We start from the raw sequence: 15,997 nt of genomic DNA on the forward strand, positions 1-15,997 counted from the left end.
TAAGATTGCGTATTTCAAATAATTATTAATAGTGACACTTACCACACTCAAGACCACCGATCATGGCTGCAGTCATTTTCTCACCTTTCTTAATTCTTTCGTGTGCTTTAATCAAATCTTCATAGTATTTATTGTCCGATTTGATATCTGTCTTTTTGTGACAATCAACACACCATTTCATCGTCAATGGAGAGTATTGGTATACTTCTTCCATATTTTGGATTGGACCGTGACAAGTTTGACACTCAACACCAGCTACCACAACGTGTTGTGAGTGGTTGAAGTAAGCAAAGTCAGGTAAGTTGTGAATACGAACCCATTGAATTGGTTTCGGATTGTTACCGTAAGTACGCGTATCAGGATTCCAATCCAATGCACGATAGATTTTAGCAATTTCCGGAGAAATTTCACCATCATAATGCTCTGAAGCAGTGATTGTATTGTGACAGTTCATACATACGTTGGCCGATGGAATAGACGCATTTTTAGATTTAAATGCTCCACCGTGACAGTATTGACACTCAATTTTGTTAACACCAGCGTGGATTTGGTGAGAGAACTTAATTGGTTGAACCGGCTGATAGCCTTGGTGAACACCAACGTTCCACATGGTTTTCCAACCACCTACAGCTAATAATGCAACCAACATCAAGACTGTAAAGCCAACCAACTTCTTGTTTTTAACGAATGCTTTCGCAAACTTCACAAAACGTTGGCTATCTTCTGGCTCTTGTTGCGCAGCAATAGCTTCTTGGTTTTTAGCAATAACATTTTCTAAGGTACGGATCACACGATTCAACACCACGATAACCACTACAGCCAAAACAACAACTGCGATCAAGCCCAAAATCATGAACATAGACGCGTTATCATCTTTAGCTCCAGCACCACCAGGAGTTTCAGTTTTCGGTTTCTCCTTAGAAGCATCTGTGATATACGCTAATACCGACTTGATCTGATCGTCAGATAAATCAGTAAAAGAAGTCATCACAAGCTTGTTGTTCTCTTCGAAGATTTTAACTGCATCAGCATCGCCAGACGCAATTAAAGCCTGAGAGTTCTTGACCCACTTGATTAACCAAGCTTCGTCTTTCGTCTCTGGAATCCCCTTTAAAGCAGGACCAACCACTTTTCTGTCAATGGCGTGACAGGATGTACACTTAGATTTGAAGATTTTTTCACCTTCCTTGACATCTTGCGCATGCAACGTCGTAACGGCAAATAATAGCATCAAACTCGTTGACACCACCCTCGCAAGGCTTCCCAAAACGGATGAGATAGTTCTCATATTTAGCACTTTATACTATTTATTTGTGAATGTAAAAAATTAACTCCCATGGTTAAAGGAGCCACTACCCCCCTAACAATGCCACAAAAGTATGATTTATTAACAAATCGCTGACAATTTTGTGACCTTTAATATCAATTTATAATCATTCTAAACAAATGGGTTTAAACGAGGATAAAACAACATTAAACTATTAAAGTGGTCCCATCGCTACAACTTTTCATTTGGATAGCTATTCAAATATAAGACAATTCCATGACAATTTAAAATACCTAAATTCGACTATCACTATGGACACAAAAAATTTTTTTTCGTCTTTATTTCCGTAACTTTATCAAGATGAATGGAGAACTTTATCAAGATGAATGGAGCCCCGTCCAGGATCGAGTCCCGGACCAAAAATTAAAGGGCCAAGACTAAACACACGACAATCATGGAAACAAACAAAGAATACAACCCATTAAGTAAAGAAGAGGAGTACATTATTATACATAAGGGAACTGAACGCCCTTTTACCGGTGAACTTTTGGACAATAAGCTCAAAGGAACTTATATCTGCCGTCGTTGTGACAGCCCACTATACCGTTCGGAGTCGAAATTTGAATCTGGCTGTGGCTGGCCAAGTTTTGATGATGAAATTCCCGGGGCAATTACAAGGATCACGGATGCCGATGGTCGCCGCACTGAAATCCTGTGTAGTAAATGTGGCGCGCATTTAGGCCATGTATTCCTGGGAGAAGGCTTTACGACAAAAAACACGCGTCACTGCGTTAATTCTATTTCAATGAAATTTGTAGCCGATACTACGAAGTAACTTTCACTTTAGTCGACTCACGAACTTTCAGTTCACAAGGCAACACCATTCTACGTGTTGCTTTTATTTTACCCTGAAGACGCAGCAACAAAATATTGATCAGATTCTCAGCAATATCCTTGATCGGCTGCGAAACAACCGTAATAGAAGGTTCGACCAGCTTAAAAACCGTATGGTCGTCAAAAGCAATCACCGCCGGCATCGTAAAATTAAATTTTTTGGAAGCCTTCAAACCCGAAATCGCCAGATAGTTCGTTGAGAACAAAACGGCATCCAGCCTATTTTCACAGATAAACTCCCGCAAAGATTCCATTGCTTCCTCATCCGAAGCATCCATCTGAATCTTTTGAATAAAACTTTGCTGCTTATTATTATCCATAGCCTTCATATAGCCATCTGAACGCTCCTTCATTTGAGTCTGATCCGAATAGAGCGATACAAATCCGATACGTCTATAGCCCTGTTGACACAAATGGTTACTGGCATCAAAGGCCCCCTGAAAATTATCCGCACCAACATAGTCTGTTTCAAGATCCGGAAAATAACGGTCGAAGAGCACAACCGGAATATTATTCTGTTGCAACTGCTTTACTGTATCTTCCAAACCATCGGAAGGTGTAATAATAAAACCATCTACCTGCCGATCGTAAAACATCTGGATTAACTCCTTCGCTTTTTCCACATCATTGTTGGTACTACAATAAATAATACGATAGCCCTGCTCATAGACCTTACTTTCGATCAGACGTGCTATATTCCCAAAAAAAGGATTGGAAATATCTTCGATAATCAAACCCAAAATCTTCGTCTTCCCTGTGCGGAGACTTTTCGCCAATTCGTTGGGCTTATAGCCGACCTTTTTGACATAGTCCAAAACCCGCTTAGTCAAAGCCTCACTAATACGCTTTTCTTTTGCCTTATCATTCAAAATAAAGGACACAGTAGTTACAGAAATCCCCAACGCCTTTGCGATATCACTGATCAGAATACGTTTCTTCATGTAGTAGTAGTAGGTTTGTTAAGTTTTTTATTACGAAGATTACTAAAGTAAAAAATTTAACGACAATTTACTAAAATAATAATAAAATTGCGCTAAAAGGTTTTATTTACTAATTTTAAGCAGTTTTCAAATACCCGAACAAAACCTATGACAGGAAATAAACTACTCAAAACAGTGTTGGGCACAATAATTTTGCCATTTTGTGCGCAAGCCCAGCAAAATCTTACGCAATATGTCAACCCCTTTATTGGGTCAGCGGATCATGGTCACGTCTTTGTTGGTGCAAATGTACCTTTAGGTGCTGTACAATTGGGACCTACCCAAATTCCACAGATTTGGGACAAGTTCAACGGATGGGATTGGTGCAGTGGATACAATTACAAAAGCCAGGAAATTTTGGGTTTTACCCATACCCACCTGAGCGGAACAGGTATCGGTGACCTCAACGACCTCATGATTGTTCCAGCCAACGGAAAATTACAATTAACGCCAGCGGAATTCAATAAAATGAATACAGGCTATGGTTCTTCCTTCAAAAAGGAAAATGAGGTTGCCAAGCCCGGATTCTATAGCGCTTATTTAGATGACTATCAGGTACAGGCCAACTTAACAGCTACCGAACGTGTTGGCTATCATCAATATCGCTATGAAAAAACAGATAATGCACATATTTTAGTCGACTTAGGTTACCATATCAATTGGGATAAACCGACAGACACCTACATCAAACAGGTTAACGACTCGACCTTTGTTGGTTACCGCTTTTCAACAGGATGGGCAACCGACCAAAAATTGTATTTTGCGATCAGAACTTCCCAGCCGATACAAAAAGTAAGATTTTTCGACGGTAAAGAAGAAAAATTAGGCCAAACAACATTTAAAGGACAGGCGATCAAAGCAGCTTTATTCTTTGATGCTGTTAAAAACAAAACCATCGAACTCAAAGTCGGTATCTCTCCCGTAAGCTCGACCAATGCCCTGAATAATATCAATGCAGAGATTCCAAGCTGGAATTTTGAAAAAGTAAAGCAAGAAGCTGATCAACGTTGGAACAAAACCTTAAATAAGATTCAATTTGAAGCCGACAAAGATACGAAGACCATCTTCTATACTGCATTATACCATACCTACTTCGCTCCTACCATCTTTAACGATGCAAATGGCGATTATTTAGGAACTGACAAACAAGTATACGAGAAACAGGATTTTGTCAACCATACCGTATTTTCGCTTTGGGACACCTACCGTGGGCTTCACCCTTTGATGACCATCTTGGAGGACCGTAAAATCAACCAGGATTTTATCAAGACGATGTTGGCTATCTATCAACAACAAGGTAAATTGCCAATGTGGCACTTACAAGGCAATGAAACCAATACCATGGTGGGCCTGCCTGCGATTCCAGTGATTGCAGACGCTTTCTTAAAAGGAATTATTGACGAAAAAGATTATCCTTTGGTTTGGGAAGCTGTTAAGACAACAGCCATGGGCAACGATCATGGCCTGAAATATGCACGTGAACTGACTTACATTCCGATCGACAGCATGCCGAATGAGTCTGTAGCATGGGCATTAGAGTATGCGATTGCCGACTTTGGTGCGTATAAAATTGCTGAAAAGCTAGGTAAAACAGAAGACGCTGCCTATTTCAAAAAACGCTACAAACTGTACGAGCAGTATTTTGACAAAGAAGTAGGTCATTTCGTCGGTAAAAAAGCCAATGGCGAGTTCCGCAGACCTTTCGACCCATTGATGGCCAAACACCGTGAGAATGATTATTGCGAAGGAAATGCATGGCAATATACCTGGTTAGTACCTCAAGATGTCAAAGGTCTGATCAATCTTTTCGGTGGCGAGGAGAAATTTTTGAAAAAACTGGATTATTTTACGACCATGTCATCGGATCTTGGTGGTGAAGCCTCTCCAGATATTTCAGGACTAATAGGCCAATATGCGCAAGGGAACGAGCCAAACCATCATATCCCTTACTTATATGCTTATGCTGGACAACCTTGGAAAGGTGCAGCTCTAGCCCGTAAGGCGATGACGGAGTTTTACACAAACAGTCCAGCTGGTCTATGTGGCAATGATGACGTCGGACAAATGAGTGCCTGGTATGTGTTCTCAGCAATGGGCTTTTATCCACTGAATGCAATGAGTGGTGTTTATGTCTTCGGATCACCGATGATGCAACATGCGAACATCAATTTACCAAATGGCAAAACGTTAGCAATCGATGTTAAAAATCAAGGTAAAGCAAATCAATACATTAAATCGATCAAATTGAATGGTAAACCTTATGCTAAGTCGTTCATTACACATGCACAGCTTTTAGAAGGTGGACAGATGGAAATCGAGATGAGTGCTACGCCAAACAAAAACTTTGGTAAAAACAAAGCCGATTGGCCTTCAAGCATTGACAATAATTAACTGAAATATTGTCAGTAAAACATTACTGGATTAATATTTGTTAATACCTTAATAACATATTTAAGGAGAAACAAAACATGGCAGATTACAAAAACATCAATATACAAGATATCCCCGATGGAGGTGATAATCCAAAAGACTTCTATGAAACTTTTAAAGAGCGCTTAGAAGACTTAGAAACATTTCCAAAGGACTACACGTATAAATTTATCTTACCAAAAGATCAGGACCACTTCAATCAGATCCAGCGCGTATTTGATGACACAGGTGCTCAGTTTGATTTCAAGGATTCCAAAACAGGTAAGTATACTTCAATTACGGTAAACTTGAACGTAAAAGACGCCGATCAGGTGATCTACTTCTACAAAGAAGTAGCGAAGATAAAAGGTGTTATCATGTTATAAAAGAACAAATCAGGCTGTCGAATTGACAGCCTGATTTGTTTTCTGATTTACATATTAGCTTAACTCCTCCCTATTTCAGCATAACGACATCAAGCCAATAATCGCCGCTAAATCTTTTACTAGCATAGTGCAGCTTGAATAGATTAACAGCAGCCTCCTCATTTAAAAAATCCAAAATGCGTTTGACGTCCCGTCGGGCAGCAAACTGTTTCCAGCTATTTTTTCGATCATAAAAAAAAGACATTTGTCCATCCATGCTATTCCAAGTCCCTCCCAGCGCATATAACTTCGTTTCACTAAACAGTATATTAAAATAGTCTTTATATACCGCGCAATCGAGCGTAATCTCTTTATTTTTATTAGCCATCCAGTCAAATCGATACGAACAATACATTGGATTCCCATAGTAAATACCAGGTTTATGGGGAATCTTGGCCTCCTCAAAAAATTCCTTAAGCAATTTCACTACTTCTGGCTCGCCATCGTATGCTAAGGGCACAGCACTAAGCTCACGATCCATATATAAGGTAAAAGAAGACAAATTGAGGCCCCAGCGTCCTTGATAATCCAATAAAAACTTGGACAAACGCTCCACAAGCGGTGCCATCCCACCTCTGAATGAGCCTTGCACGGAAAGTGCTTCAAATGGTCTCGCCTCGTTATATTTATAAGGGCTTTCATACACATCCATCACAAAGCGATTATATTCCCGATCAAAATTAATGTAAAGCTCGTCTGTCATTGAATCTCTGATAGCTTTATCCTTTAAGATTAACCTATTAAGAGGCCAAAATAAATCCTGTTTATAGGACCATAAAATGGCACGATCCAGTTTATAAAACTCATAACGCCCCTTGGCCAAGATCATATTATTTTTAGTTGCATAATGCTGCACAGTGGCAGATAGCTCCTGGAATTTATCCCCATAAGACCGCTGACCATACACGGTCACATGCATGAGGACAAACACCAAAATCTGACCAGGTTTAAACAGAAACAAACGAAGTATACTTTTCATAGGATAAAGATGCAGGTAAGCCTTATTTTCCATAAAAAAAGCCCGCTTAAAGCGAGCTTTTCATATCATTTGAAAGGAATAAACCTATTCTTGTCCAGCACCAGCTACAGGAGCTTCACCGGCAGGTTTATCCTGCTTTGGTTTGTCTTCTTTCGGAGGACGAGGCAATAACGCTTTACGCGAAAGCTTCATTTTACCTTGTTTGTCGATATCCAACAATTTAACCGTTACTTTATCACCTTCTTTGAAGATACCGTCCATTGTTTCAAGACGTTTCCAGTCGATTTCAGAGATGTGCAATAAACCATCTTTACCAGGCATGATTTCAACGAAAGCACCGAATGGCATAATTGATTTCACTTTACCTTCGTAAGTTTCACCAATCTCTGGTTTAGAAGCGATTGCTTTAATACGACCTACTGCATCATCAATAGCCGCTTTATTATCTGCGAATACTTGAACAACACCCTTGTTATCAACTTCTTCGATCGAAATTGTAGCACCGGTCTCACGTTGCATCTCTTGGATAATTTTACCACCTGGTCCGATTACAGCGCCAATAAATTCTTTATCGATCAACAGTTGAACGATACGAGGTGCATGTGGTTTGTAATCTTCACGTGGAGCAGAAATTGTTTTCTTCATTTCACCTAAGATGTGTAAACGCGCTTCTTTTGCTTGATCCAAAGCTTGCGTCAACACTTCCCATTTCAAACCATTGATTTTTAAGTCCATTTGACAAGCAACGATACCTTTTTCTGTACCAGTTACTTTAAAGTCCATATCACCTAAATGATCTTCATCACCTAAGATATCCGATAAGATCGCATATTTACCTGTTTTCTCGTCAGAAATCAATCCCATGGCAATACCTGAAACTGGCGCTTTCAATTTCACACCGGCATCCAAAAGTGCTAATGTACCAGCACATACCGTAGCCATTGAAGAAGATCCATTTGATTCCAGGATATCAGAAACAACACGGATCGTATATGGATTTTCACTGTCTGCAGGAAGTACCTGTTTCAATGAACGCATAGCCAAGTTACCGTGACCAACTTCACGACGGCCTGGACCTCTATTAGGTCTTACCTCACCTGTAGAGAATGCAGGGAAGTTGTAGTGAAGAATAAATTTGTTATAACCGTTGATAAAAGCACCATCGATCATTTGCTCATCGTCTTTAGCACCTAAAGTAACCGAAGTCAATGCTTGTGTTTCACCACGTGTAAATACAGCCGAACCGTGTGCAGCAGGCAAGTAATCCACTTCAGACCAGATCGGACGTACAGTACGTACATCACGTCCATCTAAACGCATACCTTCATCCAAAACTAGGTTACGGACAGCATCATACTGAACATCGTGGAAATATTTTTTAAACAAGAATGCCGTGTCATCATCCAATTCCTCTGGCATTGTTGCTCTGTACTCTTCTGCGATTTTTGCGAAGTTCTCAGAACGGTCATGTTTTGCAGAAGCAGATTTTGCAATAGCGTAAACCTTATCATAAGTAGCTGCAAAAATAGCATCTCTCAATTCAAGGTTTTCAGGCTCATGGTTATACTCACGCTTCACAGTTTTACCAACTAAGTTAGCCAATTCTACTTGAGCAGCAACTTGTTTTTTGATAGCTTCATGAGCAAAAGCAATCGCTTCTACCATCTCAGCTTCAGAAATTTCTTTCGCTTCACCTTCAACCATACCGATATCTTGTGCAGAACCAGCAACAATAAATTCTAAAGTTGCTTTTTCAAGTTCAGATAATTTTGGATTGATCACCAGTTGACCATCAATCTTTGCTACGCGAACTTCAGAAATTGGTCCATTGAAAGGAATATCAGAAACAGCAATAGCTGCAGAAGCAGCCAAACCTGCTAAAGCGTCAGGCATAATATCTTTATCTGCAGAGATCAAGCTGATTGCCACTTGTGTATCTGCGTGATAGTTTTCAGGGAACAAAGGACGTAATGCGCGGTCTACCAAACGCGAGATCAATACCTCATAATCCGATAGTCTAGCTTCACGACGTAAGAAACCTCCTGGAATACGGCCTGTTGCCGCATATTTTTCTTGATAATCTACCGAAAGAGGTAAAAAATCAACGCCAGATTTAGCTTCTTTAGCTGAAACGACTGTTGCAAGCAACATCGTATCACCTTGTTTTAATACTACAGCACCATCAGCCTGTTTTGCCAATTTCCCTGTAGACAATTCGATCTGGGTGCCATTACCCATATCGATGGTCGTTTTAATTTCGTTGTAATTCATTTAATCTTGTTTGCGACATGCTTTTCATCTTGTTGGCAGCATGCCAATATTTTAAATACATTAGATTTCAGCACAAAGGTAAATTAAAATATTAAGATTAGTGCAATTAACAGCAGGCTAAATCATCAAACCATCGGAATACGGCAGCAACCGCCTTAATCTGTCAAGCAATGAATCGATTGAAGTCTTCTCAAGTTCTCTTATTTCTCGAAAAAAGCTTCCAAAGGCTTATCAATTATAACGAGGAATCTAGCCTATCGCGTAGTATAAAACAATATAAGACAAGTATAAAACATGGCTATCATTTTCGGAGATTCCTCGGTGCTTCTTCGGTACTTGTTCGGAGCTTGTTCGGTACTTCTTCGGTTGGAAGCGAATAAACAGCGAGCAAGCTCCGAGGAAAAAACGATTAAATAACGACTAAATAGTGAAACTGAAGTAAAGAACAAGTAGACCAATCTCGTCCGCCAACCTCAGGAAGTCCTGAACAACGACAAAAGCCATGACGAACAGAAAACGACCCTGCTGATGCAAAAAATCCAATAACAATTCGGGCGCGATAAGCACAACAAAAAAAGCCATCCAAAAATTGGATGGCTTTCTTAACACCTTTGTATTAAAGCTTATTTGATAATATCACGTAAACCTAGACCTTTAATGATCGCACGGTAACGGTTGATATCTTTTTTGTAAAGATAAGCTAATAATGAACGACGTTTACCTACTAACATTTGTAGGGCACGTTGTGTACCGAAATCTTTTCTGTTTTTTTTCAAGTGCTCAGTTAAGTGAGCAATTCTCTTAGTGAATAAAGCAACTTGACCTTCAGTAGATCCTGTGTTTGTAGCTGATCCAGCAAATTCTGCGAAGATATCAGCTTTGTACTCTTTACTTAAATACATTTCCTGAATAATATTAAAGCGTTAAAAATTTTATTAATTGGCTGCAAAGATAGCAAAAATCTTCGGTTGCCAAAATAATTTAATAAGCAAAGGTTCAGCTACTACTAAACCTTTACGTAGATTTTCTTCTTGTCCAACCAATAGCAGATTACCCACATCAACGTTAAGAAACAGAGCGAATAAACAAAAGAACCAACTTCCGGTATCCCAGGCACTTTCGCGCAAACGTATTTATAGAACCAGGCAAAAGCATCGAGGTATTTTTGTGTACCATCCTCTTTTACGCCATCAGGAATACGGAACAATCCCAAAAAGCGTGGTAGAACACCGCTCAAGACAAAGATGAATAACGGATTTTTACCAAAAACATCAAAAAACTGTGTCAATTTATTTTTGACACCCTGTACCTCAATAAACCAGATCATACCACCGAGTGTCATGGTTGCCAAACCTGTTGTATAGAGCACATAGGAACTCGTCCATATTTTTTTATTGATCGGAAAACCCAAGGCCCATATCCAAGCCAATACGACCAAAATAAATCCCGTCACAAACATTCCCGCCAGCAATTTAAAATGAGGCTCACTAGAGGCCGGCACTTTGGACCACAACCAATCTACCTGACCTTGCTTTTTAATAAATACACCAACTAAATAGCCAAAGACGACCTGAACAATTGTCGGCAAGGTACTCATCAGCCCTTCAGGATCAAATGGCACCCCCTCCCCTTTGTAAACATGCGGTAAACCTAAAATGGCAATATCATATTGTGTACCGAACCAGCCCTCCAAGCTATAGGGATCTGCTCCTCCGGCTATTGCACAGATTGCCCAATATAACAACAGTATGATTGCCGAGATCCAGATAATCGTTTTTTCTTTAAAATAATAAGCTAAAATCGAAGCAAAACAATAAGCAACTGCGATGCGTTGGAGTACACCGAAAATCCGAATTCCCCGGCTCGGATCCGTTCCGTCCACCCATTGTTTAAAAACCAGCTCCGCACCATCCCATTTCACAAAAGGCCACCAATTGATGAAAAGTCCAATCGCAAAAATCAAGATCGTCCGTTTAATTACTTTTTGCCAAAATACTGCAGGTCCTGCCTCCTGTAAACGAGGTATAACAAAAGACATGGCATTACCTACTGCGAAAAGAAAAAAAGGAAAAACCAGGTCTGTAGGTGAACATCCATGCCATTCTGCATGTTTTAGCGGTGCAAACATATGAGCCCATGTCCCCGGATTATTAACCATAATCATCAGTGCCACAGTAGCCCCACGAAAGACATCCAAGGAGTAATAGCGTTGTTTCATAATCAGATTGTATAATTAAAAGGTAAATATAACGTATTTGCCCTTCATTTTTATGCGCAGTCCACAATTTAATGGCATAAACAGGAAGGTCAGACGACAAGATTGTTACAATAACAAACGTTTGCATGGGCTTATTAGTCAGAAAAGGGATACTTTTTAAACAATTTTAAAAAGTATTTTGAACTTACTTTTTTTTTAATATATCTTTAACAAAAGTTTAACCAACTTTATGAATTGTACCAAATACCAATGGAAAAAGATATACTGAAGAACCTATATTTTGATTCAACCCTGTCCATAGCAGAGTTGGTAAAAAAGCTTTCGAAAAGTACGCCATCCATTACCAAGGTGATCAATCGTCTTTTGGAAGAAAAGATCATTGTTGAATGTGGATTTGCCGAATCTACTGGCGGAAGACGACCTATTCAATTTGCGCTCAACCCGTCCTTGGATTTTTATATATTAACGATCTCTTGTGACCAGCATTTTTCGACATGCACAATTACCGATTTAACTCAAAAGACAATATTAGAGCATAGGGATATACCGTTAGACTTAAATTCCGAAGAGTCTTCAGAGCTCCTTTTATCCGAAATTGACCGAATTTTAGCATCTTCAACGATTTCATTAGATCGGATTATAGGTATTGGAATTAGTATGCCTGGTTTTGTTAATTCAGAATTGGGCGTCAATGAATCCTATATCAATACGCATCCTTTGTATGAAATAAAAAGCAGGATTGAAAAAAAATATAAACTGACAACAATCATAGAGAATGATTCTCGCTGCATAGCCATTGCAGAGAAAGAATTTGGGGCTGCGAAATACATTGAGCACTCACTTATTATTAATCTAAACTGGGGAGTTGGATTAGGAATTATCATTAATGGAACTGTTTTTAAGGGCGAATCAGGTTTTGCTGGAGAATTTAGCCACATCCCTCTTTCCGACAACAACACCTTATGCTCCTGTGGTAAACGGGGATGCCTTGAAGTTGAAGCATCATTGGATGCTGCCATTCGAAGTACGGAGAACGATATTCAAAACAATGAGTATTCGATTTATAGTACGTTTGTAAAGAGTAATCTAAACAAAATCGATGCACTGATCGAAGCGACTCATGTTGGAGACCAAATTGCGATTAACAATATCGGAAAAATAGGTTACATGCTCGGCAAAGGCATATCAACGCTCATCCATATTCTTAATCCAAAACAAATCATTGTCAGCGGAAGAGGTGCAGAACTGGGGAGAATTCTGAATCCTCAAATACAAATTGCCATTAATGAATTTTGCATCCCTGAAATTGCAAAAACAACACAGATTCAAATGTCAGAATTGAACAAACATGCTCAAATAAAGGGTACTGCAGCTATCGTCGTGGAAAACCATATCAACAGAATCCTAACTAAATAATTATTTATAAATTAAACACTTAAAGATGAGTCTATTCTACAAAAAAACAGCTGGATTAGCTTTGTGCACACTTTTCAGTGCAACATCGCTATTTGCACAGCAAGGCATTTCTGGAACAGTTTCAGATGCCAAGGGGCCAATTGCAGGTGCTACTATTTCCGTAAAGGGAACAAATAGAGCGACCCAGTCGACTGCAAGTGGGGCATTTAATATACAAGCTGCACAAGGCGAAACATTACGTATTTCACTAATAGGCTATAAACCTCAGGAAATTGTGGTTGGAACAACTAAAACGATTAACGTATCCTTAACAAGCGATGAATCAACTTTGGGAGAAGTGGTCGTCACAGCAATGGGAGTTAAACGTGAAAAAAGAAGTCTTGGTTATTCATTTCAAGATATACAAGGTACTGCATTGACGGATGCCAGAGAAAACAACATAGCCAATGCACTAGCGGGCAAGGTTTCCAGTCTTCAGGTTGTTAAAGGTTCAAACGGACCTTCATCATCTTCGAAAATTATTCTTCGCGGATTCAATTCCATTACCGGAGACAACCAACCGTTAATTGTTGTCGATGGGGTGCCGATGGATAATTTTGCCGGCGCTAAAAACAATGATTTTTGGAATCCGTCAGCAGATATGGGAAGTGGGTTAGGAGACTTAAATCCGGAAGATATCGAGAGCATGTCTGTCTTGAAAGGCGGTGCTGCTTCTGCGCTTTATGGATCACGTGCCTCTAATGGGGTTATTTTAATTACAACCAAAAGCGGTAAAGCAAAAGATGGCGTAGGAATTTCCTATTCAACCATTACGGGAATCGAAAATATCTTTATGACGCCAAAATTACAGAGTGACTTCTCTCAGGGGGATGGCGGTGTCTACGGTAAATTAGCCACAGGATCTTGGGGAGAAAAAATAACTGGGCAGGAAGTTGAGTTATGGAATGGTACGAAAACAAATTTAAAGGCCTACGATAATATCGGTAATTTCTTTAAAACAGGATTCAATACAACCCAAAACATCAATTTTCAACAGGCTGTTTCCGATAAAGTCAATGTATATTCATCAGCGACTTATTTGCATGATAACAGCAAATCTCCCGGCCAAAAACTAAACCGCCTAAATTTAATTAATAGAGTAAATGCCAAATTTGGTCAGCGCAATCAGTGGACTACCGACGTAAAGGTACAATACATGCGCAATATGGCCTATAATCGTGCAGTTGGTGGTGTGAATGGTGGTAATTATTATTCACAGTTGTTAACTTTCCCAAGAAGTTTGGACATTACGCAATTTAAACCTGGAATGGATGAATTGGGTGTGAAACAAAGTTGGTATTTGGAAGATTCAGGAATTAACCCATATTGGGCGGCCAACAATAAATTAAGCCGTGATACCCGTGATCGTTATTTGATGAACGCTACTGTAAAGTATGATTTTAATGACTGGTTAAGTGCTGATGTACGTGTGGGTTCTGATAACTATTCGACAAAATACGAAGATAAAACATATACCGGATCTCATATAAACAATTCGTATGGTACAGGTACAGACAAGTTTTATGAGAACAATTATATCGCAAGTTTACAGGCAAGAAAAGACAATCTATTCGGTAAATGGGGTGGTAGTGCCGCAATTTATGGACAGATCATGGACCGTAGCCGTACTTCCTTAAGCGCTAGTGCGGGCAATTTAAGGGTACCTAATCTATTTACCATTGGTAACAATATTGGCAATCCTGGTATTACTGAAAGTATCAATAGAAAACAGATTAATTCGATTTATGGTAACATTGACATCAATTATGATAATATTTGGTATGTTAGTTTCACAGGAAGAAATGACTGGACATCGACTTTACACCCAAATCATAACAGTTATTTTTACCCTTCTGTAAGCACCTCATTTGTACTCTCCGACCTGATCAATAAATCTGGAAGTATGCCTTCTTGGTTCAACTTTGCAAAGGTGAGAGCATCTTATGCAAGAACAGGTCGCGACATGGACGCATACCAATTATATAATACTTATATCATTGGTAATGACCCTAATAATAATACAACTGCATCCAAACGAGATGTTCTTTATGATGAGAACGTAGTTAATGAACTTCAAAAATCAATTGAAGTAGGTTTAGAGACTAAATTTTTCAACAATCGAGTTGGTTTGGATTTAACATATTATAAAAACAACTCAACAAATCAATTGATTGATATCCCAATGAACAATCTATCTGGATACAGAGCTTTCAAAGCCAATGCAGGTAATATTCTTAACGAGGGATTTGAAATCACATTAAACGCCGATGTAATAAGAAAAGAGAATTTTAGATGGAATCTAAATGCCAATGTTTCTCGCAATTTCAATAAAATTCTTGAATTACACCCTGAATCCAAACGAATGACATTGGGCGGCTATGACAATTTCGCAATATATGCAGCTGAAAATCAAAGATATGGCGCTATATTCGGAACAAAATTCCTACGTGTTGAAGATGCAAACAGCCCTTATAATGGACAACTTATTCTAAGCGGTACAGGTTTACCACAAGCGAAATCTAATGAAGCAGAGCTTCTGGGTGATCAGACTGCACGTGCCCTTGCTGGTATCACCAACTCTTTCACTTTTAAAAACTTCGGATTAAGCTTTCAAATCGATGGCAGATTTGGCGGAAAATTCTTCTCAGGAACACAGCGCGCACTACAAGCTAGCGGTTCTTCTGCCGAAACAGTTGTTAACGGAAGTCGGGATAATTTTGTTGTTGATGGAGTTATCCTAAAAAATGGTGCATACGAAAAAAGTACAGTCGCAGTTACGCCACAAGATTACTGGACAACCGTATCTGGAGCTAGTGGCAACTTAGGTATTACTGAACAAAATTTATACAATGCAACCAATGTTAGGATTAGAAATTTGCAATTAAATTACTCTATCCCTAAAAGCGTTTTGAAATCATCCATTGTTAAAAATGCAAAAGTAGGGGTATCGGTCAATAATTTAGCCATGCTAAAGAGTTATGCAAATGGTGTAGATCCTGAATCTACCTATGCAATGAGCTCAAATGCTGTAGGATTTGAAAATCTATCTTTTCCGACATCTCGTTCTTATTTCTTAAACCTATCTATTGGCTTCTAATC

At 39.2% G+C, this 15,997-nt stretch carries 11 protein-coding genes; 5 read left to right on the forward strand and 6 right to left on the reverse strand.

Features of this window, described 5'->3' with window-relative positions; genetic code table 11:
* Positions 1–25 precede the first annotated feature (25 nt).
* On the reverse strand, positions 26–1,288 hold the full coding sequence (locus A9970_RS18465; protein ID WP_182330152.1) for a cytochrome c3 family protein: 1,263 nt from the start codon (positions 1,286–1,288) through the stop codon (positions 26–28).
* 433 nt (positions 1,289–1,721) lie between these two features.
* Between A9970_RS18465 and A9970_RS18470 the strand changes: the two genes are divergently transcribed.
* Complete coding sequence (locus A9970_RS18470; RefSeq protein ID WP_088160225.1) at positions 1,722–2,102, forward strand: methionine-R-sulfoxide reductase; 381 nt, start codon at positions 1,722–1,724, stop codon at positions 2,100–2,102.
* Here A9970_RS18470 and A9970_RS18475 read toward each other — a convergent pair.
* Complete coding sequence (locus A9970_RS18475) at positions 2,092–3,102, reverse strand: LacI family DNA-binding transcriptional regulator (protein ID WP_153846063.1); 1,011 nt, start codon at positions 3,100–3,102, stop codon at positions 2,092–2,094. The genes A9970_RS18470 and A9970_RS18475 overlap by 11 nt on opposite strands.
* A 147-nt stretch (positions 3,103–3,249) precedes the next feature.
* On the opposite strand from A9970_RS18475, the gene A9970_RS18480 reads away from it, so the two are divergent.
* Both A9970_RS18480 and A9970_RS18485 read left to right on the forward strand, forming a co-directional pair.
* Positions 3,250–5,532: a GH92 family glycosyl hydrolase gene (locus A9970_RS18480; RefSeq protein ID WP_182983305.1), complete on the forward strand. Its 2,283-nt coding sequence runs from the start codon at positions 3,250–3,252 to the stop codon at positions 5,530–5,532.
* A 77-nt stretch (positions 5,533–5,609) separates the two neighbouring features.
* Positions 5,610–5,936, forward strand: coding sequence for a DUF493 domain-containing protein (locus tag A9970_RS18485; RefSeq protein WP_145327846.1), 327 nt, complete (start codon positions 5,610–5,612; stop codon positions 5,934–5,936).
* 70 nt (positions 5,937–6,006) lie between these two features.
* On the opposite strand, the gene A9970_RS18490 is transcribed toward A9970_RS18485, so the two are convergent.
* The 4 genes from A9970_RS18490 to A9970_RS18505 form a co-directional block, all read right to left on the reverse strand.
* A complete protein-coding gene (locus A9970_RS18490; RefSeq protein WP_182983306.1) occupies positions 6,007–6,954 on the reverse strand; it encodes a hypothetical protein in 948 nt (315 codons plus the stop codon).
* A gap of 84 nt (positions 6,955–7,038) precedes the next feature.
* The gene (gene pnp / locus A9970_RS18495) at positions 7,039–9,225 is read right to left on the reverse strand and encodes a polyribonucleotide nucleotidyltransferase (RefSeq protein WP_182983307.1); all 2,187 of its coding nucleotides are present in this window, start codon (positions 9,223–9,225) and stop codon (positions 7,039–7,041) included.
* Between the two features lie 623 nt (positions 9,226–9,848).
* On the reverse strand, positions 9,849–10,127 hold the full coding sequence (rpsO, locus tag A9970_RS18500; protein ID WP_046674145.1) for a 30S ribosomal protein S15: 279 nt from the start codon (positions 10,125–10,127) through the stop codon (positions 9,849–9,851).
* Between the two features lie 104 nt (positions 10,128–10,231).
* On the reverse strand, positions 10,232–11,443 hold the full coding sequence (locus tag A9970_RS18505; RefSeq protein WP_182983308.1) for an acyltransferase family protein: 1,212 nt from the start codon (positions 11,441–11,443) through the stop codon (positions 10,232–10,234).
* A 249-nt stretch (positions 11,444–11,692) separates the two neighbouring features.
* Between A9970_RS18505 and A9970_RS18510 the strand changes: the two genes are divergently transcribed.
* Together A9970_RS18510 and A9970_RS18515 are read left to right on the forward strand one after the other, a co-directional pair.
* Complete coding sequence (locus A9970_RS18510; protein WP_145328851.1) at positions 11,693–12,859, forward strand: ROK family protein; 1,167 nt, start codon at positions 11,693–11,695, stop codon at positions 12,857–12,859.
* Positions 12,860–12,884: 25 nt separating this feature from the next.
* Positions 12,885–15,995, forward strand: a complete 3,111-nt coding sequence (locus A9970_RS18515) for a SusC/RagA family TonB-linked outer membrane protein (protein WP_145328853.1) — start codon at positions 12,885–12,887, stop codon at positions 15,993–15,995.
* Positions 15,996–15,997 lie beyond the last annotated feature (2 nt).

This window comes from Sphingobacterium sp. UME9, assembly GCF_014170215.1.
GTDB lineage: Bacteria > Bacteroidota > Bacteroidia > Sphingobacteriales > Sphingobacteriaceae > Sphingobacterium > Sphingobacterium paramultivorum.

Excerpts from the sequence above, each read along its gene's own strand:
- A9970_RS18465 (WP_182330152.1), bottom strand. The coding sequence starts at position 1,288 with ATGAGAACTATCTCATCCGTTTTGGGAAGCCTTGCGAGGGTGGTGTCA.
- A9970_RS18470 (WP_088160225.1), top strand. The coding sequence starts at position 1,722 with ATGGAAACAAACAAAGAATACAACCCATTAAGTAAAGAAGAGGAGTAC.
- A9970_RS18475 (WP_153846063.1), bottom strand. The coding sequence starts at position 3,102 with ATGAAGAAACGTATTCTGATCAGTGATATCGCAAAGGCGTTGGGGATT.
- A9970_RS18480 (WP_182983305.1), top strand. The coding sequence starts at position 3,250 with ATGACAGGAAATAAACTACTCAAAACAGTGTTGGGCACAATAATTTTG.
- A9970_RS18485 (WP_145327846.1), top strand. The coding sequence starts at position 5,610 with ATGGCAGATTACAAAAACATCAATATACAAGATATCCCCGATGGAGGT.
- A9970_RS18490 (WP_182983306.1), bottom strand. The coding sequence starts at position 6,954 with ATGAAAAGTATACTTCGTTTGTTTCTGTTTAAACCTGGTCAGATTTTG.
- pnp (WP_182983307.1), bottom strand. The coding sequence starts at position 9,225 with ATGAATTACAACGAAATTAAAACGACCATCGATATGGGTAATGGCACC.
- rpsO (WP_046674145.1), bottom strand. The coding sequence starts at position 10,127 with ATGTATTTAAGTAAAGAGTACAAAGCTGATATCTTCGCAGAATTTGCT.
- A9970_RS18505 (WP_182983308.1), bottom strand. The coding sequence starts at position 11,443 with ATGAAACAACGCTATTACTCCTTGGATGTCTTTCGTGGGGCTACTGTG.
- A9970_RS18510 (WP_145328851.1), top strand. The coding sequence starts at position 11,693 with ATGGAAAAAGATATACTGAAGAACCTATATTTTGATTCAACCCTGTCC.
- A9970_RS18515 (WP_145328853.1), top strand. The coding sequence starts at position 12,885 with ATGAGTCTATTCTACAAAAAAACAGCTGGATTAGCTTTGTGCACACTT.